The sequence below is a fragment of the Streptomyces sp. NPDC020362 genome (assembly GCF_040642095.1).
GTDB lineage: Bacteria > Actinomycetota > Actinomycetes > Streptomycetales > Streptomycetaceae > Streptomyces.
Genome location: NZ_JBFAET010000085.1, coordinates 1 through 23,116, shown reverse-complemented (window position 1 = coordinate 23,116; position 23,116 = coordinate 1). Strand labels below are relative to the sequence as shown.

The 23,116-nt window shown below is 73.4% G+C and carries 23 protein-coding genes; 12 read left to right on the top strand and 11 right to left on the bottom strand.

All coding sequences use genetic code 11. The annotated features are described in order from the left end of the window. Positions 1 to 20: 20 nt before the first annotated feature. Entirely contained in the window at positions 21 to 404 is a 384-nt protein-coding gene (locus AB0H32_RS26840) for a cold-shock protein (RefSeq protein WP_361125125.1), read from the bottom strand. Positions 405 to 569: 165 nt separating this feature from the next. Between AB0H32_RS26840 and AB0H32_RS26835 the strand changes: the two genes are divergently transcribed. Further along, entirely contained in the window at positions 570 to 833 is a 264-nt protein-coding gene (locus tag AB0H32_RS26835) for a hypothetical protein (RefSeq protein WP_361125123.1), read from the top strand. Here the strand turns inward: AB0H32_RS26835 and AB0H32_RS26830 are convergent. After that, on the bottom strand, positions 797 to 1,426 hold the full coding sequence (locus AB0H32_RS26830) for a haloacid dehalogenase-like hydrolase (RefSeq protein WP_361125121.1): 630 nt from the start codon (positions 1,424 to 1,426) through the stop codon (positions 797 to 799). The genes AB0H32_RS26835 and AB0H32_RS26830 overlap by 37 nt on opposite strands. 127 nt (positions 1,427 to 1,553) lie before the next feature. Beyond that, the gene (locus tag AB0H32_RS26825) at positions 1,554 to 2,630 is read right to left on the bottom strand and encodes a hypothetical protein (protein ID WP_361125119.1); all 1,077 of its coding nucleotides are present in this window, start codon (positions 2,628 to 2,630) and stop codon (positions 1,554 to 1,556) included. Positions 2,631 to 2,734: 104 nt separating this feature from the next. On the opposite strand from AB0H32_RS26825, the gene AB0H32_RS26820 reads away from it, so the two are divergent. Continuing rightward, positions 2,735 to 5,320 carry a helicase-associated domain-containing protein gene (locus AB0H32_RS26820; protein WP_361125117.1) on the top strand — a complete coding sequence of 862 codons (2,586 nt, stop codon included), beginning with the start codon at positions 2,735 to 2,737 and terminating at the stop codon, positions 5,318 to 5,320. Positions 5,321 to 5,338: 18 nt separating this feature from the next. Here the strand turns inward: AB0H32_RS26820 and AB0H32_RS26815 are convergent, their stop codons facing one another. After that, a complete protein-coding gene (locus AB0H32_RS26815) occupies positions 5,339 to 5,884 on the bottom strand; it encodes a hypothetical protein (RefSeq protein WP_361125115.1) in 546 nt (181 codons plus the stop codon). Between the two features lie 146 nt (positions 5,885 to 6,030). Here AB0H32_RS26815 and AB0H32_RS26810 point away from each other — a divergent pair, with 146 nt between their 5' ends. Further along, positions 6,031 to 7,680, top strand: a complete 1,650-nt coding sequence (locus AB0H32_RS26810; RefSeq protein WP_361125113.1) for a DNA repair helicase XPB — start codon at positions 6,031 to 6,033, stop codon at positions 7,678 to 7,680. Here the strand turns inward: AB0H32_RS26810 and AB0H32_RS26805 are convergent. Next, entirely contained in the window at positions 7,632 to 8,690 is a 1,059-nt protein-coding gene (locus tag AB0H32_RS26805) for a glycosyltransferase 87 family protein (RefSeq protein ID WP_361125156.1), read from the bottom strand. The two genes, AB0H32_RS26810 and AB0H32_RS26805, sit on opposite strands and share 49 nt — an antisense overlap. A 123-nt stretch (positions 8,691 to 8,813) precedes the next feature. Beyond that, a complete protein-coding gene (locus tag AB0H32_RS26800; RefSeq protein ID WP_361125111.1) occupies positions 8,814 to 8,996 on the bottom strand; it encodes a hypothetical protein in 183 nt (60 codons plus the stop codon). A gap of 458 nt (positions 8,997 to 9,454) precedes the next feature. Here AB0H32_RS26800 and AB0H32_RS26795 point away from each other — a divergent pair, with 458 nt between their 5' ends. Continuing rightward, positions 9,455 to 11,542 carry a UvrD-helicase domain-containing protein gene (locus AB0H32_RS26795; RefSeq protein ID WP_361125109.1) on the top strand — a complete coding sequence of 696 codons (2,088 nt, stop codon included), beginning with the start codon at positions 9,455 to 9,457 and terminating at the stop codon, positions 11,540 to 11,542. Between the two features lie 258 nt (positions 11,543 to 11,800). Then, complete coding sequence (locus AB0H32_RS26790; protein WP_361125107.1) at positions 11,801 to 12,472, top strand: hypothetical protein; 672 nt, start codon at positions 11,801 to 11,803, stop codon at positions 12,470 to 12,472. A gap of 77 nt (positions 12,473 to 12,549) precedes the next feature. Here AB0H32_RS26790 and AB0H32_RS26785 read toward each other — a convergent pair whose 3' ends face one another. Continuing rightward, positions 12,550 to 13,257 (bottom strand): copper homeostasis protein CutC, encoded by a 708-nt coding sequence (locus tag AB0H32_RS26785; RefSeq protein ID WP_361125105.1) that lies wholly within the window; start codon positions 13,255 to 13,257, stop codon positions 12,550 to 12,552. A gap of 351 nt (positions 13,258 to 13,608) precedes the next feature. On the opposite strand from AB0H32_RS26785, the gene AB0H32_RS26780 reads away from it, so the two are divergent. Both AB0H32_RS26780 and AB0H32_RS26775 read left to right on the top strand, forming a co-directional pair. Beyond that, positions 13,609 to 14,253, top strand: a complete 645-nt coding sequence (locus tag AB0H32_RS26780; protein WP_361125103.1) for a hypothetical protein — start codon at positions 13,609 to 13,611, stop codon at positions 14,251 to 14,253. A gap of 131 nt (positions 14,254 to 14,384) precedes the next feature. Further along, on the top strand, positions 14,385 to 15,488 hold the full coding sequence (locus tag AB0H32_RS26775; protein ID WP_361125101.1) for a GNAT family N-acetyltransferase: 1,104 nt from the start codon (positions 14,385 to 14,387) through the stop codon (positions 15,486 to 15,488). Between the two features lie 107 nt (positions 15,489 to 15,595). Here AB0H32_RS26775 and AB0H32_RS26770 read toward each other — a convergent pair whose 3' ends face one another. Together AB0H32_RS26770 and AB0H32_RS26765 are read right to left on the bottom strand one after the other, a co-directional pair. Continuing rightward, the gene (locus tag AB0H32_RS26770; protein ID WP_361125099.1) at positions 15,596 to 15,871 is read right to left on the bottom strand and encodes a DUF4031 domain-containing protein; all 276 of its coding nucleotides are present in this window, start codon (positions 15,869 to 15,871) and stop codon (positions 15,596 to 15,598) included. A 7-nt stretch (positions 15,872 to 15,878) separates the two neighbouring features. Next, positions 15,879 to 16,262, bottom strand: a complete 384-nt coding sequence (locus AB0H32_RS26765) for a hypothetical protein (RefSeq protein WP_361125097.1) — start codon at positions 16,260 to 16,262, stop codon at positions 15,879 to 15,881. A gap of 55 nt (positions 16,263 to 16,317) precedes the next feature. On the opposite strand from AB0H32_RS26765, the gene AB0H32_RS26760 reads away from it, so the two are divergent. The 3 genes from AB0H32_RS26760 (at position 16,318) to AB0H32_RS26750 (ending at position 19,897) form a co-directional block, all read left to right on the top strand. Next, positions 16,318 to 17,223 (top strand): MurR/RpiR family transcriptional regulator, encoded by a 906-nt coding sequence (locus AB0H32_RS26760; protein ID WP_361125095.1) that lies wholly within the window; start codon positions 16,318 to 16,320, stop codon positions 17,221 to 17,223. A gap of 201 nt (positions 17,224 to 17,424) precedes the next feature. Then, positions 17,425 to 18,354 (top strand): N-acetylmuramic acid 6-phosphate etherase, encoded by a 930-nt coding sequence (gene murQ / locus AB0H32_RS26755; RefSeq protein WP_361125093.1) that lies wholly within the window; start codon positions 17,425 to 17,427, stop codon positions 18,352 to 18,354. A 16-nt stretch (positions 18,355 to 18,370) separates the two neighbouring features. Continuing rightward, positions 18,371 to 19,897: a PTS transporter subunit EIIC gene (locus tag AB0H32_RS26750; RefSeq protein WP_361125091.1), complete on the top strand. Its 1,527-nt coding sequence runs from the start codon at positions 18,371 to 18,373 to the stop codon at positions 19,895 to 19,897. Positions 19,898 to 19,906: 9 nt separating this feature from the next. Here the strand turns inward: AB0H32_RS26750 and AB0H32_RS26745 are convergent, their stop codons facing one another. Next, a complete protein-coding gene (locus tag AB0H32_RS26745) occupies positions 19,907 to 20,575 on the bottom strand; it encodes a class I SAM-dependent methyltransferase (RefSeq protein WP_361125089.1) in 669 nt (222 codons plus the stop codon). On the opposite strand from AB0H32_RS26745, the gene AB0H32_RS26740 reads away from it, so the two are divergent. Together AB0H32_RS26740 and AB0H32_RS26735 are read left to right on the top strand one after the other, a co-directional pair. Next, complete coding sequence (locus AB0H32_RS26740; protein ID WP_361125087.1) at positions 20,574 to 20,936, top strand: DUF6336 family protein; 363 nt, start codon at positions 20,574 to 20,576, stop codon at positions 20,934 to 20,936. The genes AB0H32_RS26745 and AB0H32_RS26740 overlap by 2 nt on opposite strands. Before the next feature lie 31 nt (positions 20,937 to 20,967). Continuing rightward, positions 20,968 to 21,540 carry a hypothetical protein gene (locus AB0H32_RS26735; RefSeq protein WP_361125085.1) on the top strand — a complete coding sequence of 191 codons (573 nt, stop codon included), beginning with the start codon at positions 20,968 to 20,970 and terminating at the stop codon, positions 21,538 to 21,540. 39 nt (positions 21,541 to 21,579) lie between these two features. On the opposite strand, the gene AB0H32_RS26730 is transcribed toward AB0H32_RS26735, so the two are convergent. Continuing rightward, entirely contained in the window at positions 21,580 to 23,106 is a 1,527-nt protein-coding gene (locus tag AB0H32_RS26730) for a carboxylesterase family protein (RefSeq protein WP_361125154.1), read from the bottom strand. Between the last annotated feature and the right edge of the window lie 10 nt (positions 23,107 to 23,116).

The following is a 23,116-nucleotide window of genomic DNA, read 5'->3' as shown; positions in this document are numbered from 1 at the left end:
GCTCGGGCCTCCGGTGACGCTCAGACGTCCAGCTGGTCCGCGACCGCGCGCAGCAGTCCCGCGATCTTCTTGCCGGAGGCCTTCTCCGGGTAACGGCCCTTCTCCAGCATCGGCGTGATGTTCTCGAGAAGGGTCGTCAGGTCCTGCACGATGGAAGCCAGCTCGTCCGGCTTCTTGCGCTGCGCGGCCGCGACCGACGGGGTCGGGTCGAGCACGGTCACGGAGAGCGCCTGGTCGCCGCGCTGACCGGCGACGACGCCGAACTCCACGCGCTGTCCCGGCTTGAGCACATCGACTCCGGCGGGGAGAACCGAGGAATGGACGAAGACGTCACCGCCGTCGTCGCGGGAGAGAAAGCCGAAGCCCTTCTCACTGTTGAACCACTTGACCTTGCCGGTAGGCACGTCTGTCCTCGTCCTCGTACTCGTCGGGAAAACTGCTTCGGAAACGGCTCTTGATAGCAGTAGAGCGGGTCGACCATGACCCGCCGCTACCCAGGCTAATGGTCTTCGGGCGGGTGACAAGACGTCCCCCGGTTGTTCTCTCGCGCTGGGAACTACCCTGGTCCGGTGCGTGACAAAACCCAAACCAATTCCGCCGGGCCCGGTGACCGACTGATCCGTGCCGGTGCCGTGGTGTTCTTCATCGGGGCCGTGGCCACCCTCGTCACCGTGGTCCCGCTGTTCCTCGGTGCGAAGCCTTTTCCGACGTACATGTACGGGCTGAGCATGCTCATGGCCGTCGGGTTCCTGGTGGCCGGGGCGGGTGTGCTGCGCTCGGTCGCCGCCGGGCGGCGTCAGGCGCGGGAGGCCGCCCCGGGCGCCTCGCGGTAGGCGGTCAGCCAGGCCGGGAACGCGGTGAGGTCGTCCAGCACGACGTCCGCGCCGGCCGCCCGCAGCTCGTCGGCGTCGCACGGGCCGGTGGCCACGGCCACCGACAGCGCACCGGCCGTGCGGGCCCCGCGGACGTCGCCGACGTGGTCGCCGACGTAGACGCTCGCGCCGAACTCGCGCAGGGCCTCCGCCTTCTGCTCGGCCCACAGGTCGCCGACGACCACCTCGGGCTCCAGACCCAGGTGGGCGAGGTGCAGCTTGGCGCTCGGCTCGTACTTCGCGGTGACCACCATCGTCCGGCCGCCGGCCGCGCGCACCGCCTCGATCGCCTCCCCGGCGCCTGCCATGGCGGGGGTCGCGGCGACAGCGATCGACGGGTACATCTCCCGGTACAGATCGGCCATCGCGGGAACCTGCTCGGCCGGGAACCAGTTGACCAGCTCCTCCACGAGCGGGGGCCCGAGACGGGTCACCGCCAGGTCGGCGTCGATGTACGTCCCGGTCCGCTCCGCCAGGGCCAGGTAGCAGGCACGGATGCCCGGGCGGGAGTCGATGAGGGTCATGTCCAGGTCGAAGCCGATGGTGAGGGGCATGCGGACCATTGTGCCGTGCGGGTTCAGTCTCGAAAGGGCGCGGTACCGCGCCCCGCTACGGGCGCGGGGAACGGCGCGACCGGCCCCCACCGGCCCGCGGTTCACCAGCGTCCTGTCGGCGGAACGCCTACCGCCTGCGCTGGGAACGCCAGACCAGGAACAGGGCCGAGGCCACGGCTGCGCCCCGGACCACCCAGGGCCAGGTCCCGGCCACGGCGTCGTTCATGTGGCCCTGGGGGATGGGAGCGCCCCAGCGGCCGCTCTGGCGGCCCCACAGCCACAGCACGCCGGACGCGAGCGCGAGACCGGGTGCGCCGAGCACCGCCCACTTGGTCTCCACCGGGGTCAGCCGCCGGGAGCCATAGGCGATCAGCCAGCCCAGGGCCATCGCGAACCAGTTGCCGAGTACGGCACCGGCGACCAGCGCGGCGGCGGCCAGCAGCAGCAGGGGGTTGGTCCAGCCGGCGGCGGGGCCCGGCAGCAGGCGGCGGGCGGCCGGGGCGGAGGGTGCGGAGCGGCGGGCGAACGGACGGCGGCGCCGGGCGGGCTGCCGGGCGGTGGGCTGCTGGTCCGTGAGGTCCGCCGGGTCCTCCGGGGCCTCCTCCCGCGCCTGCCCCGTCCCCTTCGGGTCCTCGGGGCCCTCCGGGTCCTTGCGGGGTTGTCTGAGCAGGTCGGGGATCTCCACCCCGCCGACGAAGCCCGGTACGGAGTCGGCGTCGCCCGCCAGGTCGAGCGGGCTGCCCTGCACCCGCCACCAGTCGGGCTGCACCGCGCTGTCGCCGAGTTCGTGTGCGGCGGCGAGGTGGGGCGGGGAGGGGCCGGTGCGCGGGGCGGGCGGCTCCGGCTCGGCGGGGCGCGGCCGGGGGACGATCCTGCGCAGCCCCTTGGGCCGTTCCCCCGTATCCGGCGTGTCCGTCTCCCGCTGGACGGGCACGGAGGCGGACGGCGGCTGCGGCGGCCGTCCCGCGCCCGACGCGGAGCCGCCGGCCGCCTCGACCACCTCGTCCGGGGTGCCCAGCCGGTCCAGGATGCGGCGCACGGCGGCGGGGCTGTCCACCGCCATCCCGGCCCGGCACCGGTCGATCTCGTTCCGCAGGTCCGACACCAGCCGCATCCGCGCGGACGACGGCAGCTGCCGCTGGTGAGCGACATCGCCGACACGGCTCAGATACTCGTAGACGACCTGGTCGCTTTCGATCCCCACGCAGCCCCTCCGGGGTGGTGCCGATGAACCCCGCTGAGGAAGGTACCGCTTCTTCCCGGCCGCTCGGAGCCGCTGCGCCCGCCCGGTCGGCTACCGTTGACCGGATGAGCCCCGAGGCCCACTCAGCCCCCCGGTCCCTCGCCGAGTCGCTCCGCATCAGGGACGACGCCTCGCTGGCCGCGCTGCTGCGCAGCCGACCCGATCTCATCACCCCCGTCCCCACCGACCTCACCCAACTGGCCACCCGGGCCGGCACCCGCGCCTCGGTACTGCGCGCGCTGGAGCGGCTGGACCGGTTCGCCCTGCAGGCCGCCGAGTCCCTGGCCGTGGCCCCGGACCCGGCGTCGTACGGCACGCTCCTCACCCTGATGGCAGGGGACGCCGGAGACGAGATCGTGGCCGACGCGCTGCCCCGCGCCGTCGGCACCCTGCGGGAACAGGCCCTGGTGTGGGGCGACGACGAGCGGATGCGCCTGGTGCGCACGGCGCGCGAGCTGCTCGCGCCGTCCGCCCAGCACCCCTCGCCGACCGGCCTCGGACCGAGCGTGCAGGAGGCCACCTCGGGCATGTCCCCGGGGCGGATCCAGGAGATCGTCGCCGCCGCCGGGCTGGCCTCGACGCACGACTCGGTCTCGGCGGTGGCCGCGCTCACCGGCCTGTTCACCGATCGCAAGAAGATGACCGGGCTGCTCGGCGAGGCCCCGGAGGCCTCCCGCGAGGTCCTGTCCCGGCTGGTGTGGGGGCCGCCGTACGGGCAGGTCACCGCCGACCCGGCCACCCATCTGCGCTGGCTGCTGGACCGCGGCCTGCTGCTGCCGACCGCCCCGGGCACGGTCGTCCTGCCCCGCGAGGTGGCTCTGCATCTGCGCGCGGGCCGCGCCCACCGTGCGCCCGAGCCGCTGCCGCCCGCCGTCGAGCCTTACGCCACCCACGCTCCCCAGGTGGTGGACGCCACCGCCGCCGGGCAGGCGTACACCGCACTGGCCACCGTCGAGGAGCTGCTGAAGGACTGGGACGAGGGCGGCCCGTCCGTGCTGCGGGCCGGCGGGCTGAGCGTGCGGGACCTGAAGCGGACCGCCGTCGCGCTGGACGTGTCGGAGCCGATCGCCGCCTTCTGGGTCGAGCTGGCGTACGCGGCCGGCCTGCTGGCCTCCGACGGTGAGGCCGACGAGCGGTACGCGGCCACCCCCGCCTACGACGAGTGGCTGGAGCGGCCTCCCGCCGAACGCTGGTCCCGGCTCGCCGAGGCCTGGCTCACGGCCACCCGGACGGCGGGGCTGGTCGGCGGACGCGACGCCAAGGACCGCACGTTGTCCGCGCTGGGGCCGGGACTCGACCGCTCCGCCGCCCCCGAGGTACGGCACCGGGTGCTGACCCTGCTGGCCGGGCTGCCCAAGGGCGCGGCCCCGGGCGCCGAGTCGGTGCTGGCCCGGCTGCGCTGGGAACGGCCGCTTCGCGGTCAGCAGCAGGGCAACGGCGACGACGATCTGCGCACCCGGCTGGCCCGCTGGACCCTCTCGGAGGCGGAACTGCTCGGCGTCACCGGACGCGGGGCGCTGTCCGCACAGGGGCGGGCGCTGCTCGGCGCGCCGAAGGCGGCGTCGGCCGCGTCGGTCGCGTCGGTCGCATCGGCCGACGTGGCCGCCTCCGGCTCCCCCGAGCCCTCCGGTCCCGGTGACAAGCTCCCCGTCCACCACCGTCCCGCCCCTCCCGTCGAGCTCCGCTCCCCCGCCGAGCAGGCCGTCGCCACCGCCGCCGCTGCCCGCCTTCTCGCGCCCCTGCTGCCCGAGCCCCTGGACCATGTGCTGCTGCAGGCCGACCTGACGGCGGTGGCCCCCGGCCCGCTCAAGCGCCCGCTCGCCGACATGCTCGACGTCCTCGCGGACGTCGAGTCCAAGGGCGGCGCGACCGTCTACCGCTTCACCCCGGCCTCGGTCCGGCGCGCCCTGGACGCCGGACGGACCGCCGCCGACCTGCACGCCTTCCTCACCGCGCACTCCCGTACGCCGGTCCCGCAGCCGCTGGCGTACCTGGTCGACGACGTGGCCCGCAAGCACGGGCACCTGCGGGTGGGCGCGGCCTCGGCATACGTGCGCTGCGACGACGACAACCTGCTGAACGAGATCCTCGCCGACAAGCGGGCGGCCGCCCTGCGGCTGCGCCGTCTCGCCCCGACCGTCCTGGCCTCCCAGTCGGACCCGGCGGCCCTGCTGGAGGGCCTGCGCGCGATGGGTTACGCGCCCGCCGCCGAGTCCGCCGAGGGCGATGTGCTGATCACCCGCGCCGACGCCCACCGCACCCCGCCGCGCACCGCGCCCGAGCCGGTGCCGGACGGCCCGCCGCCGCCCGACGCCACGCTCCTGTCGGCCGCGATCCGCGCGATCCGGGCGGGCGACCTGGCCGCCACCGCCCCGCGCAAGGCGTCCGGGGCCACCGGGGCGCCGCTCGCGGGCGGTGAGCTGCCCCGCACCACCTCCGCCGAGACCCTGGCCACCATGCAGGCCGCCGTGCTGACCGGCGGGTCCCTGTGGATCGGCTATGTCAACGCCGAGGGCTCCGCCAGCCAGCGCGTCATCGCCCCGATCCGCGTGGAGGGCGGTTTCGTGACGGCGTACGACCACACGGCCGACGAGGTGCGGACGTATCCGCTGCACCGGATCACCGGGGTCGCGGAGCTGGCGGACGAGTGAGGCAGGGGCCGGGCCCCGTCAGCAGTCCTTGACGGGGGCGTCCGCGGGCAGGCCGAAGTGCCTGCGGGCGGCGGTCTCCGGATCGGTGGACGCTCCCGCGTCCTCGGGGCCGGGCTCGGCGAAGAAGCTGAAGTGGTCCTCCACCCACCGCTCGGACCCCGCGCCGTCCGGCGCCTCCTCCCGCGACACCACGCGATAGCCGCCGTCCGCGCCGGCATCCCGCCTCAACCGCACCACCTGCGGGACCTCGGCGCCCGAGCACTCCACAAGAGCGCCCTGCCGCACCCCGTACTCCCCGCACGAGGTGGTGACGCCCGCCCGCACGAGACCGTCGTGCTCGTCGAGGTCCCGTACCTCGGCCCGGCAGAACCACCGCGCCCGCAGACCGGGCTGCGTCTCCCCGTACCCGCTGCCCTTCGAGTCGGCCACCAGCCGGGCCTCGATCACCGGCCTGACCTCGCTCCACAGCTGCCGGTCGACGCCCGCCGGCCCCGCGACCCACGCCCCTGTCACCACCAGCACCAGCGTGGCTCCCAGACCGATCCCCCACCTGCGCTTCGACATCGCCCCGCACTCCTCCCCGGAGCGCGCCCCCGCGCCGCTCCCCTGGACCGAGACCCGCGCCGCGGGCACATGGTTGCAGCGCACGGCGCGATCATCCGCCGGTAGGGCACACTGGACGTTTGGCCGTGCGGAAGGGAAGTGCGTAGGTGAACGGACCGCTGATCGTCCAGTCGGACAAGACCCTGCTGCTCGAAGTCGACCACGAGCGGGCCGACGACTGCCGTCGGGCCATCGCGCCCTTCGCCGAGCTGGAGCGGGCCCCCGAGCACATCCACACCTACCGGGTCACGCCGCTGGGCCTGTGGAACGCGCGGGCCGCCGGCCACGACGCCGAGCAGGTCGTGGACGCGCTGGTGGAGTACAGCCGGTATCCGGTGCCGCACGCGCTCCTCGTGGACATCGCCGAGACGATGGACCGGTACGGGCGGCTCACCCTCAGCAAGCACCCCGCGCACGGGCTGGTCCTCACCACCACCGACCGGCCGGTGCTGGAGGAGGTGCTGAAGTCCAGGCGGATCACGCCTCTGGTCGGCGCACGCATCGATCCGGACTCCGTCGTCGTGCACCCCTCCGAGCGCGGCCAGATCAAGCAGGTGCTGCTGAAGCTGGGCTGGCCGGCCGAGGATCTCGCCGGCTATGTGGACGGCGAGGCTCATCCGATCGAGCTGCTGGAGGACGGCTGGGCGCTCAGGCCGTACCAGAAGCAGGCCGTGGAGAACTTCTGGCACGGCGGGAGCGGTGTGGTCGTGCTCCCGTGTGGTGCCGGAAAGACGCTGGTGGGCGCCGGGTCCATGGCCCAGGCGAAGTCCACCACCCTCATCCTCGTCACCAACACCGTCTCGGCCCGGCAGTGGAAGCACGAGCTGGTGAAGCGGACCTCGCTGACCGAGGACGAGATCGGCGAATACAGCGGGACGAGGAAGGAGATCCGCCCGGTCACCATCGCCACGTACCAGGTGCTGACGACCAAGCGGAAGGGCGTCTACCCGCACCTGGAGCTGTTCGACTCCCGCGACTGGGGCCTGATCGTCTACGACGAGGTGCACCTGCTTCCCGCGCCCGTCTTCAAGTTCACCGCGGATCTCCAGGCCCGGCGCCGCCTCGGCCTCACCGCCACGCTGGTCCGCGAGGACGGCCGCGAGTCGGACGTGTTCTCGCTCATCGGGCCCAAGCGGTTCGACGCGCCCTGGAAGGAGATCGAGGCGCAGGGCTACATCGCGCCCGCCGACTGCGTCGAGGTCCGGGTGAACCTGACCGACTCCGAGCGGCTGGAGTACGCCACCGCCGAGACGGAGGAGAAGTACCGCTTCTGCGCCACGACCGCGACCAAGCGGAAGGTCACGGAGGCGATCGTCCGCCGCTTCGCGGGGCAGCAGATCCTCGTCATCGGCCAGTACATCGACCAGCTGGACGAGCTGGGAGAGCATCTGAACGCCCCCGTCATCAAGGGCGAGACGTCCAACGCGCAGCGCGAGAAGCTCTTCGACGCGTTCCGCGAGGGCGAGATCAGCGTGCTCGTCGTCTCCAAGGTCGCCAACTTCTCCATCGACCTGCCGGAGGCCACCGTCGCCGTCCAGGTGTCCGGCACCTTCGGCTCCCGGCAGGAGGAGGCCCAGCGCCTCGGCCGCGTCCTGCGCCCCAAGGCCGACGGCCACCAGGCCCACTTCTACTCGGTCGTCGCCCGCGACACCATCGACCAGGACTTCGCCGCCCACCGCCAGCGCTTCCTGGCCGAGCAGGGCTACGCCTACCGGATCGTCGACGCGGACGAGATCCTCACCGGGGGCACCGGCTGAGCCACCGAGAGCGCCGTCCCCGCCAGGAGCGCCAGGGCCAGCAGCGGGTACGGCGCGGCGAGCGGCTGCTGCCACCAGGGCAGGTGCAGGTCGCGGTCGCCCGCGTGGGGGATCAGCCACAGGGTGCGGGCGGTGAAGAGGGCCGCCGTCAGGGCCGCGAGGCGCAGACGTGACTCGGCCAGGAGCAGCGCGAGCAGCGGCACGCACCACACCCAGTGGTGGGACCAGCTGATCGGTGAGATCAGCAGGGCGGTGAAGGCGGTCAGAAGGATGCCGTGGCCGTCCTCGCGGGTGCGGGCCGCCAGGGCCAGGCCCGCCGCCGCCACGGCCGCCGCCGGAAGGGCCCAGGCGAGGCCCGGCGCCGGGTCGTGCAGCGCGCGGGCGATCAGGCCCTGCAGGGACTGGTTGTCCACGATCCATGACTTGCCCACCCTTCCGGTGTCGTAGAGGCGTCTGGTCCAGAACTCGGCGCTGGCGGAGGGCAGCAGCAGGGCGCCGAGCAGGACCGTGGCGGTGAAGGCGGCCGTCGCCGTGGCCGCCTCCCGCCGGCGTCCCCTCAGGAACAGATGGGCGATGAAGATCGCCGGCGTGAGTTTGATCCCCGCAGCCACGCCGAGGGCCAGGCCCTTGGTGCGGGTGCAGGAGCCGCGGGTGAGGTCCCACAGGACCAGACAGGCGATGGCCAGGTTGATCTGGCCGAACAGGAGCGTCTGGAAGACCGGTTCGAGCCAGAGGGCGAGGGCGGTGGCCGTGCAGAGGAGGGGCAGGGGCAACGGGCGCGCGACCAGGCGGGCGGAGAGGGCGACGAGGCCGGCGAGCAGGAGCGCGTTGCCCGCCAGGAACAGCGCCTTCAGGGCCGGGAGCGGGATCCAGGTCGTGGGGACGAACAGGACCGCCGCGAAGGGCGGGTAGGTCGCCGGGAGCCGCCACTCGGTGACCGTGAAGCCGTACAGGTCGCCGCCGCGGACGACGGCCGCGCCCTCGGCGCGGTAGACCAGCAGGTCGGCCATCGGGGCCCGCTGCAGGACGCACAGGGCGGTGAAGGAGCCGAGAGAGACCGCGAGAAGGAGCAGGGGCAGCAGGGCAGGGAGGGGCGTCACCGTCCGTTTCCGCACGGAGGTGACCCTATGCCGTTACCTGCGGCGTATGCCTGCTTCCTCGCCGTACTCGCCGAGGATCACGACCCTGAACCCGGCCTCCACGAACACCTTGACGGCACGCAGGGCGTTGCCCAGCGGGTGATGGTGAGGGCCGTCGACGGCGGTGGCACCGGACGGGGGCCGGACAGAGGCTGGAGAGACGGTTGCTGCGCTCATGTCTCCATGGTGGAACCTCGGGTATCGATCCGGTATCGGTCTTCGGGTCCAATTCCGCGGACCTCCGCGTAGATCTCCGGGTGGACCCCACCCCTACACCGGAAGTGCCGCGTCCCCTAGGGGGCGGAGGCTCCAGGGCACGGAGGGGGACACTCCGGCGCGCGGAGACGGACACTCCAGCGCGCGGAGACGGACACTCCAGCGCGCGGAGAGGGACACTCCGGCGCGCGGAGAGGGATCCTCCGGGACGAGGAGGCGGAGGCTCCAGAGCCGGGGGCGGAGATTCCGGGGCCCGGCGCAGACACCCCACCGAAATTCATTGGCCCCCTCCCGGCCACTTCACCTAAAATCTCCGCTCTTGCCCGCCTCCCTCATGGAGAGCCGCCGCCCGGCCGGAAACCGGACAGCATTCGTCACAGCCACGCTCCACACGCAGCAGGCCCACCGGAGGCACCCCCTTGTCCACGCCCACCCACGAACCGCTGGACGCTTTCCCCGGCGACTGCCCCGCCGACCCCCTCGCCCGCGAACGCTCCCACCTCGGCGCGTCCCGGGCCGCCCTGCGCGCCATGCGCGAGGACGTCGAGGCGCTGGACATCAGCAACGCCGCCGCGAACTGGGTCAGCGCCGAGGTGCTCGCCCGCCAGATCGACGAGCGCATCAAGGCGCTCGCCGACCTCAGCGACACCCCCCTCTTCTTCGGGCGCCTCGACTACCAGCACGCCCCGGGCGCCGAGCGGGCCGAGGGAGCCGAGGGCGAGCGGTTCTACATCGGGCGACGGCACGTGCACGACGCCGACGGCGACCCGATGGTGATCGACTGGCGTGCCCCGGTCTCGCAGCCGTTCTACCGCGCGTCCAAGAAGGACCCGATGGACATCGGGCTGCGCCGCCGCTTCGGCTACACCGGCGGCGACCTGACCGCGTACGAGGACGAGCACCTGTCCGACCCGGCCGATCCGGCCGAGGCTGCCACCACCAGCACGCTCCTCCAGCAGGAGATCGAGCGGCCCCGCGTCGGCCCCATGCGCGACATCGTGGCCACCATCCAGCCCGAGCAGGACGAGATCGTCCGCAGCGGCCTCGGCGGAACCGTGTGCGTACAGGGCGGCCCCGGCACCGGAAAGACAGCCGTAGGCCTGCACCGGGTCGCCTACCTCCTCTACGCCCACCGGGAGCGGCTCGCCCGCACCGGCACCCTCGTCATCGGCCCGAACAGGTCCTTCCTCCACTACATCGAGCAGGTCCTCCCGGCCCTCGGTGAGTTGACCGTGCACCAGGCGACCGTGGACGACCTGGTCGCGCATGTGGAGGTACGCGGGACGGACGACGCGGCCGCCGCCGTCGTCAAGGGCGACGCCCGGATGGCCGAGGTGCTGCGCCGGGCCCTGTACTCCCACGTCAGCATGCCCACCGAGCCGATCGTCGTCGTCCGCGGCTCGCGGCGCTGGCGGGTGCCGGCGTACGAACTGGAGGACATCGTCCGGGAGTTGCTGGGCCGGGACATCCGCTACGGCGCCGCCCGCGAGGCCCTGCCGCAGCGCATCGCGCACGTGGTGCTGGTGCAGATGGAGCGGTCCGGGGAGGCGCCCGACGACCGGGTGCAGGACGCGGTCGCCCGCAACAGCGCGGTGAAGGCTGCCGTGAAGGCGGTCTGGCCGGCCGTCGACCCGGCGAAACTGGTGCTGCGCCTGCTGACGGACGCCGACTTCCTCGCCGCACACGCCGAGGGGATCCTGGACGAGGACGAGCAGAAGACGATCCTGTGGGCCAGGCCGGTGCGCAGCGTGAAGTCCGCGAAGTGGTCGGTGGCGGACGCGGTGCTGATCGACGAGGCGACCGACCTGACCGAGCGCACCCACTCGCTCGGGCACGTCGTCCTGGACGAGGCCCAGGACCTGTCCCCCATGCAGTACCGGGCCGTCGGCCGCCGCTGCACCACCGGCAGCGCGACCGTCCTGGGCGACCTGGCGCAGGGCACGACCCCCTGGGCGACGCGCAGTTGGGACGAGGCGCTGGCCCATCTCGGCAAGCGCGAGGGGATCATCGAGGAGCTGACGGCGGGTTTCCGCGTCCCCACGGACGTCATCACCTACGCCTCCCGCCTCCTCCCGCACATCGCACCCGGCCTCACCCCGGTCGCCTCGGTCCGTGAGAACCCGGGCTTCTTCGAGGTCCGTAGGGCGACGGAGACGGCCGAAGTGGTCGCCGCCTGCGAGGAGTTGCTGCGCAACGAGGGCTCGGCGGGCCTGATCGCGGCCGACGCCCGCGTCCCGGCACTCGCCGAGGCCCTGACGGCGGCCGGGATCACCTACCTGGCCCCGGGCGAGGAGACGACCCGCGAGACCCGCCTCACCCTCGTCCCGGCGTCCCTCGCCAAGGGCCTGGAGTACGACTACGTGGTCCTGGACGAGCCCCAGGCGGTGGTGGACGGCGAGCCCGACGAACGCACGGGCCTGCGGCGCCTGTACGTGGCGCTCACCCGAGCAGTGTCGGGGCTGATCGTGACGCATGCGGCGCCGCTGCCCTCGCAGCTCGCCCAGTAGGGTGCTGTGCCGTCCTGTCATGTCCCTTTGGGAAGGCCTGCGTTGAGCTACCCGCCGCATCCCCCGTACCAGCAGACTCCTGGGCCGTACCCGCAGACTCCTGGGCCGTATCCGCAGGCACCGGGGCCTTACCCGCAGACTCCTGAGCCCTACCCGCAGACACCCGGGCCGTACTCGCAGACACCAGGACCCTACCCGCAGGCGCCCGGACCCCATCCGCCCGCTTCCGGCCGGCCGCAGGAGCAGTACGGCGGCGCGATGCCGATGGGCGGGGTACCGATGGGCGGGGTGCCGGCGGGGTGCCAGGTGTGCGGGGCGTCGCCTGCCGCGCCGGTGACGGTCCGCGGCCATCAGGGCATGCTGGTGATCATGCGGTTCCTGCGGCGCGAGGGGGCGTTCTGCCGCACCTGCGCCCTGGCCGTCTTCCGGGACATGCAGTCGGACACGATGGTGCAGGGCTGGTGGGGTCCGATGTCGGTCCTCATCACACCCTTCACCCTGCTGGTCAATCTCGGCGCCCTGTCGGGCATCAAGCGGATCCCGGCGCCGGTCACGGCCGGGTGGCGGCCGCCGCTGGACCCGGGCCGACCGGTGTTCAGGCGGCCGGCCGGTCTGCTGGCCCTCGTCCCGCTGACCGGGCTGGGTCTGCTGGTCCTCGCGATACCGGTCCTCATGCTCATCGGACTACTGGCCGGGCCGAGCGGGAGTGACGGCACGAGCAGCCACCGGACCCTGACGGTCGGCTCGTGCGCCCACAACAACGACGACTGGCCCCACCAGGACCTCGCATCCGTGTCCTGCGACTCCTCCCTCGCCCAGTACCGCGTCACCGACCCGGGGAGCGGATCCTGCCCGTACGGGGACTATCTCGCCTACCCGGAGTACAGCAGCGACGGCGAGTCGGCGCTGTGCCTGCACCCCCTGAAGTGAGGCGGTGCCTGCATCCCTGACAAGGCGGTGCCCCGCCCGTGGTCGGGCCGTGAAGGCCCAGCCGGGCCGAGGATGCGCTAGGCGGTCCCGCCGTCCAGCACGGCCCGCCACCGACGGACCGCCTCCGCCGAAACCGGCCCGTCCCAGCCTTGCGGCCGGGCGGCGCCGCCGATGTGGAAGGCGTCGATGCCGACGCGGCGGAGGGCGGGGACATGGTCCAGGCGGAGGCCGCCGCCGACGAGGATCGTCTGCCGGTAGCCGGGCTCGCCCTGTCGGGCCGCCTCGGCGAGCAGGGTGGGGAGACCCTCGTCCACGCCTTCGGCCGCCCCGGCCGTGAGATAGGTGTCCAGGCCGGGCAGGTCGGCGAGCTGCTTGCGCAGGGCGTCCCGGTCGGCGGCCCGGTCGATCGCCCGGTGGAAGGTCCAGCGGCAGCCGCCGAGCGCGGCGACGATCCGCTCCACGGCCGCCAGGTCGAGCTCGCCGTCCGCGTCGAGGAAGCCGAGCACGAACTGATCGGCCCCGGCCTCCCGCAGCTCTCCCGCCACCCGGGCCAGACGCCCGACGTCCTCCGGGTCTCCGGCCGCGAACCCGTCCGCCGTCCGCAGCATCACGCGCAGGTCGATGTCGACGGCGGCCCGGATCGCGGCGACGGTGGCGGCGGACGGGGTGAGCCCGTCGGCCGCCATGTCGGTGACCAGCTCCAGACGATCCGCGCCTCCGGCCTGGGCGGCGACCGCGTCCTCGACACCGAGGGCGATCACCTCCAGGACTGCACGCTTGCTCATGGCACCTCATTCATCGGCCGACTACAGGTCTAGTCCAATTCAAGACTACGCCTGCCCCGCGTCGGCCCGGGCCACGCCTCACCCGAAGATGTTCAGCTCCCCCGCCGCCCCCACCACCGGCTCGTACGCCGCCCGTCACGAAGGACCCGCCGCCCGCCACCGAGCAATCGCCACCGGTCACGAAGGACCCACCACTCACCACCGAGCAATCGCCACCGGTCACGAAGGACCCACCACTCACCACCGAGCAATCGCCACCGGTCACGAAGGACCCACCACTCACCATCGAGCAATCGCCGCCGTTTCGCGGAGGAATCGCCACCGGTCGCGGAGGAGCGGAAGAATGAGCGCATGGCCGACCTCGACGCCCTGCGCCTCCGCTTCGCCCACGCCCTGGAGGGAGCCCGCGCCCCGGGCGGCGGTCCCGACCCCGCCCCCTACGCCGACAACCTCCTCACCCGCTGGCAGGAGCCGCAGCGCCGCTACCACACGCTGGCCCACCTGACCGCGGTCCTCGACCACATCGACGCGCTGGAGAAGTACGCGGCCGACCCGGACGCGGTACGCCTGGCCGCCTGGTTCCACGACGCGGTCTACCTGCCCGAACGCTCCGAGAACGAGGAGCGGTCCGCGCATCTCGCCGAGCGGGCCCTGCCCGAGGCCGGCGTGCCGGCGCAGAAGACGGCCGAGGTGGCCCGCCTGGTCCGCCTCACCGTCACCCACGACCCCGCCGACGACGACCGCGACGGCCAGGTCCTGTGCGACGCGGACCTCGCGATCCTGGCCGCGCCCCCGTCGGCCTACGCGACCTACACCGCCGAGGTCCGCGAGGAGTACCACTTCGTCCCCAACGACGCCTTCCACGAGGGCCGCTCGGCGATCCTGCGCCAACTCCTCGCCCTGCCCCGCCTGTTCCGCACCCCGTACGGGCGCGAGCACTGGGAGGCCACGGCCCGCTACAACCTCGCGGGCGAACTGGACATGTTGTCGGCCTGAGGCGACGCCTCCGAGAGGCATCGCCCGCATCTGCCCGTGGGCATCAGGAGAGTCGAGGCCGCCGGAAGTTCCTCCACGACCGAGCCGGAAATGCTGTCGTCCCGGGCGGGCCCACCCCGTACTGTGCGCGCATGCGACCGTTGAGCGGGAACCAGGTGGACGAGGCCGTTGCGGGATGCGTGGCGGCGCTGCGGGCGGTGGTGGACCAGGACTGGAGGGGCGTCAAGGCCGGTCGGCTGGAGTGGAGTTGCCTCGACACGGCCGAGCACCTCGCGGGCGCCCTGTTCAGCTACGCGAGCCGGCTGGTCACCGGTGCCCGGGACTACTTTCCCTGCGAACTCGCCTTCGACGAGGACGCCGGCAACGCAGGCGTGCTGGAGGTGGTCGGGTCGACCGGTGCTCTGCTCTCCGCCGCCGTCCGCTCCACCCCGCGCGCGGTGCGTGCCATCCACCCGTACCCGTTCGGCAGCGCCGACCGCGAGGGCTTCGCCGCGATGGGCATCACCGAGCTGCTGCTGCACACCCATGACATCGCTCAGGGCCTCGGCATCGCCCACGAGCCGTCCGAGGAACTCGCCGAGTCCGCCCTGACCTGGCTCTTCCCGCACGTCCAGCCCGGCCCCGCGCCCTGGCCGACGCTGCTGTGGGCGACCGGCCGCGGGGAGCTGCCCGGCCGGGCCCCGGTCACCGACTGGCGCTGGCGCAACAACCTGGTCATCCCCGCCGAGCGCCTCACCCTGACCGGCATCCGCCCGGCCGCCGCCCGCGATCTGCGCCAGGGCGGCGACGGCGGCTTCGAGTGGCTGGACGGCGAGCCGTACGAGGGCACGCGGCAGGCCTCGACCTCCATGGTGAAGGCGTACGAAGCGGGCGTGCACCGGCCCGAGTTCGGGGTCTTCGCCCTGATCCGGCGCGAGGACGGCCGCGCGATCGGCGGCATGGGCTTCCACGGCGTCCCGGACGAGGAGGGCCGGGTGGAGATCGGCTACGACCTGGTGGAGGGTGCCCGCGGCCAGGGCTATGCCACCGAGGCCCTGCGCAGCCTGGCGGAGTGGGCGCTGGCCCGGGACGACGTCGACATGGTGTTCGCGACCATCGAGCAGGCCAACATCCCCTCGCAGCGCGTGGTGTCCCGGGCGGGGTTCACCCGGGCGACCGTGGACGAGGAACGGATCGCACAGGAGGAGTACGACATGGACGCCGGGCTGCAGCTCTACATCCGGCGCGGCGCCTGACGCCCCTTCCCAGGGCCCCTCCCCGGCGCACTTCCCTGCGTCCGTCGCTCCGCGCCCGAACTTCCCTACGTCCGCCTGTCCGCGTCCGTTGGTCCACGCCCGCTCACCTACGCCCGCCTCGCCCGGCGCCCCTTGCGCCTGCGCAGTCCGGACGACAGCAGCAGCCGCACCACCTCGCGGCTGCTGACCTCCACCGCCCCGGCGGCCACCGCGTCCGCGTACCGGTGCGACGGCAGGTCGTAGTGGTCGCGCTCGAAGGCCCGCCGGGGTACGCCCAACTCCTCGGCGAAGAAGTGCAGTTCGGCGTAGGACACATCGCTCACCAGGTGCGACCACATGCGTCCGTGGCCGGGCCAGGACGGCGGGTCGATGTACACCGTCACGGGCGCCTCACGAGGACGCCGCCCCGCCCGTGGCGTGCCCCAGCCCGCCCACCGCGGCGACCTTCACCCCCGCCTTGTGGCACACCCAGTGCGGATCTGGGCCCAGTTCCGGCTCCACGTCCAGCGCGTGCGGGTCGCCCGTGCCGCACACCGGGCACAGGGGCCAGCGGCCGTACCGCTCCAGCAGGGCGTCCTGCACGTCCTGTGCGACCAGCCCGGCCACGTAGTGGGCGCCGTCCGGCCACTGCTCGACCCACCAGCGCCGCTGGGAGACGGAGTCCTCGACCATGGAGACCACGTCCGCCTCGGCGACGTCGCCCGCGACCAGGTCGGCGAGCACCAGGGCTCGGGCGGCGTGCAGCGTCTGTTCCAGCGGACTCAAGGACTCCATGGTCCCATTGTGCGCACTCTTGACCGCGACAACGAGCCGAAAATATCTTTCAGGAGTGACCCAGGACCTGAAGGAAAGTTTCGGCAGTCCGGGCGGCTCGCTCGCCGCCAAGGTGCGCACCCTCGCCCCTTCCATGACCCGGTCCATGCAGCGTGTCGCCGAGGCCGTCGCACACGACCCCGCCGGCTGCGCCGCCCTCACCGTCACCGGCCTGGCCGAGCTGACCGGCACCAGCGAGGCGACGGTCGTACGCACCGCGCGTCTGCTCGGCTACCCGGGCTACCGCGATCTGCGCCTCGCCCTCGCGGGCCTCGCGGCGCAGCAGCAGTCCGGTCGCGCACCCGCGATCACCACGGACATCGCGGTCGACGACCCCATAGCCGACGTCGTCACCAAACTGGCCTACGAGGAGCAGCAGACCCTCGCCGACACGGCCGCCGGTCTCGACACCGTCCAGCTGGGCGCGGCCGTCACCGCGCTCGCGGGCGCCCGCCGCACCGATGTGTACGGGATCGGGGCGTCCGGCCTGGTCGCCCAGGACCTCACGCAGAAGCTGCTGCGCATAGGCCTCATAGCCCACGCTCACAGCGATCCGCATCTCGCGGTGACCAACGCGGTGCAGTTGCGGTCGGGCGACGTGGCGATCGCGATCACGCACTCCGGTTCGACGGGGGACGTCATAGAGCCGCTGCGGGTCGCGTTCGAGCACGGGGCGACCACCGTCGCGATCACCGGGAGGCCCGACTCGTCGGTCACGCAGTACGCCGATCACGTGCTGACGACGTCGACCTCTCGGGAGAGTGAGCTGCGGCCCGCCGCGATGTCCTCCCGCACGAGTCAGCTGCTGGTGGTGGACTGTCTGTTCGTGGGTGTCGCCCAGCGGACCTACGAGAATGCGGCGCCCGCGCTGGCCGCCTCCTACGAGGCGTTGGCTCATCGGCACCGGAGCACTCCGCGCTAGGCCGTAGGACTTACACGTTCATGCCTGGGACCGACACGTTCAAGCCGTAGGACTGACACGTTCAGGCCGTAGGACTGACACGTTGTGGGGATCTGCGGGTTCGTCGTGGCCTGTCGCGCCCTCGCGATGGAGCCGCACATCGAGCAGAGCCCCGCGCCCCTAGGGAAATGACCCGCCCTGTACTGGAGAGAGCCACCCCCCATGACCTCCACCCCCCGCCGGCTGCAAGCCGAACTCGCCTCTCTGACCACCGAAGCCTTCCGGCCCGACCTCGCCGAGATCGACCGGCTGCCCACCCTCGACATCGCGCGGCTCATGAACGGTGAGGACGCGGGTGTGGCCACCGCCGTCGCCGCACGGCTGCCGGAGATCGCCGCCGCCATCGACGCCGTGGCCGAGCGCATGTCCCGCGGTGGGCGCCTGGTGTACGCCGGCGCGGGCACCGCCGGCCGGCTCGGTGTGCTGGACGCCTCCGAGTGCCCGCCCACCTTCAACACCGACCCGGCCCAGGTCGTCGGCCTGATCGCGGGCGGGCCCGAAGCGATGGTCACCTCGGTCGAGGGTGCCGAGGACTCCGGAGAGCTGGCCGGGCGGGACCTGGACGCGCTCAAGCTCACCCCCGACGACACCGTCGTCGGCATCTCCGCCTCCGGCCGCACCCCGTACGCCGTCGGTGCCGTGGCGCACGCCCGTGCCCTGGGCGCGCTGACCATCGGCCTGGCCTGCAACGAGCACAGCGCGCTCGCGGCCGCCGCCGAGCACGGCATCGAGGTCGTCGTGGGCCCCGAGCTGATCACCGGGTCCACGCGGCTGAAGGCGGGCACCGCGCAGAAGCTGGTGCTCAACATGGTCTCGACGATCACGATGATCCGGCTCGGCAAGACGTACGGGAACCTGATGGTCGACGTGCGCGCCTCCAACGACAAGCTCCGGGCCCGCTCCCGCCGCATCGTGTCCCTCGCCACCGGAGCGCCCGACGAGGAGATCGAGACGGCGCTCACCGAGACCGGCGGCGAGGTGAAGAACGCCATCCTGGCCCTCCTCGCCGGTGTCGACGGCCCGACGGCCGCCCGCCTTCTGGAGGAGTCCGGCGGACATCTGCGTGCCGCGCTGGCGGACGCGGGCGGCTGACCCGCACGCTCGGGGCGTGCGCAACGACCCAGCCTCCACCGCAGCCGCCGTCCTCGCCCGGGTCGGCGGCCCCGGGAACGTCCTGTCCGTCACCCACTGCATGACCCGGCTACGGCTCGGCGTCGCGGATCCGGCGCCGGTGGACGAGGAGGGGCTGAGGGGGCTGCCCGAGGTGCTCGGGGTGGTGCTGGACGGGGAGTCGTCCCTGCAGGTCGTCCTGGGTCCGGGAGTGGTCGCCGAGGTCACGGCCGCGGTGCAGGAGAGGATGCAGGAGCGGTTGGCAGAGCGGCCCGTGGACGCGAACGGGCGGGTGGCGGGCCGGCGCGGCGATACGGGCGACCGGGCGGCAGGGCAACCCGTCGACCCGGACGGCCGGGCGGCAGGGCAACCCGTCGACCCGGACGGCCGGGCGGCAGGGCAACCCCTGGACGCGGGCGACCGGGTGAAGGAGCGGCTCCGGCAGCGCAACGCCACCCCCTTCAAGGCCGCCCTGCGCCGTGTCGCGGCCGTCTTCGTGCCGCTCATCCCGGCCCTGATCGGCTGCGGCATCCTCGCCGGGCTCAACGGGCTGCTGCTGAACGCGGGATGGCTGCCCGGCCTGACCCCCGCGCTGGCCGCCGTCGCCTCCGCCTTCATGGCGCTGATCGCGGTGTTCGTCGGGTACAACACGGCGAAGGAGTTCGGCGGCACTCCCGTGCTCGGCGGGGCGGTGGCGGCCGTGGTCGTGTACCCCGGGGTGGCGAAGGTGACGGCGTTCGGGGTCCATCTGGCTCCGGGGCAGGGCGGGGTGCTCGGTGCGCTCGCGGCGGCCCTGCTGGCCACACGGGTGGAGAAGTGGTGCCGGGGCCGGGTGCCGGGCGCGCTGGACGTCCTGCTGACCCCGACCGTGACCGTCCTCGTCTCCGGCCTGGTCACCCTCTACGGCCTGATGTACGCGGCCGGCGCGGTCGCCTCGGCCATCGGCACGGCGGCCGACTGGCTCCTGACGACAACCGGTGCCTTCGCCGGACTGGTCCTGGGCGGCCTGTTCCTGCCCCTGGTGATGCTGGGCCTGCACCAGGCGCTGATCCCGATCCACACCACCCTCATCGAGCAGCAGGGCTACACGGTGCTGCTCCCACTACTGGCCATGGCGGGCGCGGGGCAGGTCGGCGCGGCCCTTGCGGTGTACGTCCGCCTGCGCCACGACACGTCGCTGCGTACGACGATCAGGTCGGCGCTCCCGGCGGGCCTGCTGGGCGTGGGCGAGCCCCTCATCTACGGGGTGTCGCTGCCGCTGGGCCGGCCGTTCGTGACGGCCTGCGCGGGCGGCGCGGCTGGCGGGGCCTTCGTCGGCTTCTTCGCGATGCTCGGGGACAAGGTCGGGGCGACGGCCATCGGCCCCTCGGGCTGGGCGCTGTTCCCGCTGCTGGCGGGGAACCGCGGCCCTTGGGTGGCGGCGGCCGTCTACGGGGGCGGGCTGCTCACCGGCTATGCGGTGGGCTTCGTGGCGACGTACGTCTTCGGCTTCGCCCGCCGCCCCCGGACGGCCGCACCCGCGTGACCCGCCGGTTCAGCCGGCCGCAGGGGCGCGCCACACGAGGGTGTAGCGCCAGAAGAGGCGGCGGCGCAGGCGGGCCCCGGGAAGCAGGCGTCCGGCCTGCCGCGACATCTCGGCGAAGGTCATCTCCGGGTTTCGGGTGGGGGCGGTCATCGAGACGGGCACGGGCCGGGTCCGTCCGCGGTTCTTCAGCCACCCCATGGCCGCGTTGAGGGGCAGAGCGAGCAGACCGAGGGCGTGGTCCCCGAGGCTCTCGGCCCGGGCACAGCCGACGACGACCAGGGTCCCGCCGGGGGCCAGCTCCGCCCGGAACCGGGTCAGGGTGTCGGCGAAGGGGAGGTGGTGGAGTACGGCGACGCAGGTGATGACGTCGTAGGGGCCGGCGGGCAGGTCGTGCGGGGCCTCGGCCAGGGTGTAGGCGACGGGGGCCGAGGGGGCGGTCGACTCCCGTGCGCGGTCCAGGATCTCCCGGTCCGTGTCGACGGCGTGGACCCTTTCGGCCCGGCCGGCCAGCAGCCGTGCCAGATCACCGCTGCCGCAGCCCACGTCCAGCGCTGCTGCGCAGCGGCGGGGCAGTTGCCGTAGCAGCCAGGGGTGGTAGTGCGCGTTGTGCGACCACGGGTGCGCGGCGTTGAAGCGGTTCAGGGCGGCGAGGAGCCGGTCCACGAAAGTCGTCTTCATGCCCCCACCCCACCATGGGCCCCGTCCCGCCAGGTGCGCCGTACCCGCCCTTCCCCCGGCGATGCTGTGCTTCGGCGACCACGAGGACCGCGAGACGTTCCTCGCGGTCGTCGGCGTCATGTCCCTGGTCCTCGCCGGGATCAACATCCTCTTCGGCGCCTTCTACTGGTGGGCCTGCCGCGGAGACGTCCGCCGTGGCCGGGACTGGCGGACCATCAGGGGCCGCTTCGGCGCGGTCGGCATCGCCGCCCCGGTGATGCTGCGGCTCGGCATGCTGACCCTGGTCCTGGGTCCCGCGGCGCTCGGCCTGTACGACGTCGTCGACCAGGCCTCCTACGACAGCCTGCTGTACGGCGACTGAGCCGGGGAGCATCGGTGGGAAGCTGGGAGGCATGAACCACGCCCAGCTCACCGCTCTCGGCCGTGCGCTCCGGCTTCTCGGGGAACAAGGGGAAGCGCTCACCGCCGACACCCCGGACGCGCGGCTGCACGAGATCAAGTCCGACCTGCGCCGGGCCCTCGACCTCCTGGACGAGACCGTCGGCACGGGCGCACCCACCACCCGCTGCCCGGAACATCCGCACGGGCCCGTCGACGAGGGCGCGCCCGATCTGTGTCTGCTCTGCGAGACGCGGCGCCGGGCGGCACGGCGGTCGGAGTTCCAGAGCGGCAGGTCGCAGTCGGCCGAGCCCGCCGCCAAGGCCCCGTCCCGGTACGGTGTGCGCGCCGACCGTCCGCAGCCCCAGCAGCGGTGGCTGCCGGAGGCGTGGAACGGGCGCGAGTGGCAGCTGTGCGGCACGCCCCGGCGGGACCAGCGGGAGGCCGAGGCGTATCTGGCCGCCCAGCGGCGCGGGTCGCGGCCCGCCATGGCGTACCGGCTCGTGCACGAGTTCACCGACTACGAGGTGCTGCGGATCTGGGGGACGCCGGTCCAGGTGGACATCGAGCCCATGGGCAACCTCTAGGCCCGTCCGGGCAGCCTCCAGGGCCCGCCCGGGCAACTTCTAGGGCCTGTCCGCCTCCTGGCCCAGCAGCGGCAGGGGCAGGAATGCGTGTCCCTCCCACAGGCGTCTGCTGGTCTCCCTCGGGTACGTGGTGACCGTCGGCTCCGCGTCCAGGACCTGTACCAGGCGTTCGTCCGTGTCGTAGGCCGGCCAGCCCGGGTCGCCGGTCCTGGCGAACGCCGTCCACGAGCGGCGGAAGCGGGACGACAGCTCCTGCGCCTCGGCCGGTACCTCCGCGCCCGAGAAGAGCAGGATCCCCAGGTCGGCGCGGAACGTGCCGAAGAGCAGGGGGATGTCCAGGCCGTGGCAGGCGCCCAGGTACTGGCTGCCGCCGGGGGCCGGCCAGGCCAGTTCGTAGACGTGCGCCCGGCCGCCGCCCGCCCGCTGGGCGTCGGCGAGGTGCAGCGACGGCATCGCGAACAGCCAGTCGGTCTGCACGCGTTCGTACAGGTCGGTGGGGGTGGCGTCGGGGAAGGCGGCGCGGTAGGCCCGCTCGCCCGCCGCGCCGCCGGGGGCCAGCAGCCGCAGGGCGCCGGTCAGCTGGTCCTGCGTGATCTCGTCGAGCAGGCCTTCCATCGCCAGGAACAGGCGGAACTCGTCGCGGTTGTGGCCGACCAGGAGGTCCACGTCCCGGGCCGCGCCCGCCGCGAGGGCCTGCCAGGGGGTGGTGGGCAGGACATCGCCGTCGACGACCGGCGAGAACGGTGTGACCGTGGGCGCCGCCTGGCCCCATCGGTCGGTGCGGTGGAACATCTTGGCGCTCAGCGACTGGCCCGCGTCGGTGAGCCGGCGGGGGTCCACCGTCGCCAGGTCGGCCGCGGCCGGCCGACGGCCCGCCTCGGCCGCGAGGGCCGCCGCCAGGTCGCGTGCCAGCGCCTCGGAGAAGAACGTGCCCGGCAGGCTCTGTGCCACCGCCCGGCGGAACAGGCCGCGGGCCCTCGGCATCGCGAGCAGCGAGGCCACCGAGCCCGCTCCGGCCGACTCGCCGAAGACGGTGATCTGCTCGGGGTCTCCGCCGAACGCGGCGATGTTCGCCCGCACCCACTCCAGGGCCGCCACCTGGTCCAGCAGGCCCCGGTTCGCCGGGGCGCCGTCGAGAAGGGCGAAACCCTCCATGCCCACGCGGTAGTTGAAGGTGACGACCACGACATCGCCGTCTCGGGCGATGTGCTGTGCGTCGTAGGCCGGCTGGCCGGCGTGGCCCAGTTTGTAGGCGCCGCCGTAGATCCACACCATCACCGGGCGGGCGGAGGACGGGTCGGGGTCGGGGGTCCAGACGTTCACCGTCAGCCAGTCGTCGCCCGTCGGGCCCGGCACCCCGGCGGCCTTGCGGCCCTGGATGCCGGGCTCCTGCGGAGGCGGCGGGCCGAACGCGTACGCCTCGCGGGTGCCGTCCCAGGGCCGGGCGGGGCACGGGGCCTGGAAACGGGCCGCGCCGACGGGCGGTTCGGCGAAGGGGATGCCCCTGAAGACCGCCAGACCGTCCTCGTGAAGGCCGCGCACCGCCCCTGAGGCGGTGCGCACCACGGGTCCTGCG

What these genes read in the sequence shown, in the direction of transcription:
- AB0H32_RS26830 (WP_361125121.1), bottom strand. Translation starts at nt 1,426, where the DNA reads ATGCCCCTCACCATCGGCTTCGACCTGGACATGACCCTCATCGACTCC.
- AB0H32_RS26820 (WP_361125117.1), top strand. Translation starts at nt 2,735, where the DNA reads ATGAGCCCCGAGGCCCACTCAGCCCCCCGGTCCCTCGCCGAGTCGCTC.
- AB0H32_RS26815 (WP_361125115.1), bottom strand. Translation starts at nt 5,884, where the DNA reads ATGTCGAAGCGCAGGTGGGGGATCGGTCTGGGAGCCACGCTGGTGCTG.
- AB0H32_RS26805 (WP_361125156.1), bottom strand. Translation starts at nt 8,690, where the DNA reads ATGGCCGACCTGCTGGTCTACCGCGCCGAGGGCGCGGCCGTCGTCCGC.
- AB0H32_RS26800 (WP_361125111.1), bottom strand. Translation starts at nt 8,996, where the DNA reads ATGAGCGCAGCAACCGTCTCTCCAGCCTCTGTCCGGCCCCCGTCCGGT.
- AB0H32_RS26790 (WP_361125107.1), top strand. Translation starts at nt 11,801, where the DNA reads ATGCCGATGGGCGGGGTACCGATGGGCGGGGTGCCGGCGGGGTGCCAG.
- AB0H32_RS26785 (WP_361125105.1), bottom strand. Translation starts at nt 13,257, where the DNA reads ATGAGCAAGCGTGCAGTCCTGGAGGTGATCGCCCTCGGTGTCGAGGAC.
- AB0H32_RS26780 (WP_361125103.1), top strand. Translation starts at nt 13,609, where the DNA reads ATGGCCGACCTCGACGCCCTGCGCCTCCGCTTCGCCCACGCCCTGGAG.
- AB0H32_RS26775 (WP_361125101.1), top strand. Translation starts at nt 14,385, where the DNA reads ATGCGACCGTTGAGCGGGAACCAGGTGGACGAGGCCGTTGCGGGATGC.
- AB0H32_RS26765 (WP_361125097.1), bottom strand. Translation starts at nt 16,262, where the DNA reads ATGGAGTCCTTGAGTCCGCTGGAACAGACGCTGCACGCCGCCCGAGCC.
- murQ (WP_361125093.1), top strand. Translation starts at nt 17,425, where the DNA reads ATGACCTCCACCCCCCGCCGGCTGCAAGCCGAACTCGCCTCTCTGACC.
- AB0H32_RS26740 (WP_361125087.1), top strand. Translation starts at nt 20,574, where the DNA reads ATGCCCCCACCCCACCATGGGCCCCGTCCCGCCAGGTGCGCCGTACCC.
- AB0H32_RS26745 (WP_361125089.1), bottom strand. Translation starts at nt 20,575, where the DNA reads ATGAAGACGACTTTCGTGGACCGGCTCCTCGCCGCCCTGAACCGCTTC.
- AB0H32_RS26735 (WP_361125085.1), top strand. Translation starts at nt 20,968, where the DNA reads ATGAACCACGCCCAGCTCACCGCTCTCGGCCGTGCGCTCCGGCTTCTC.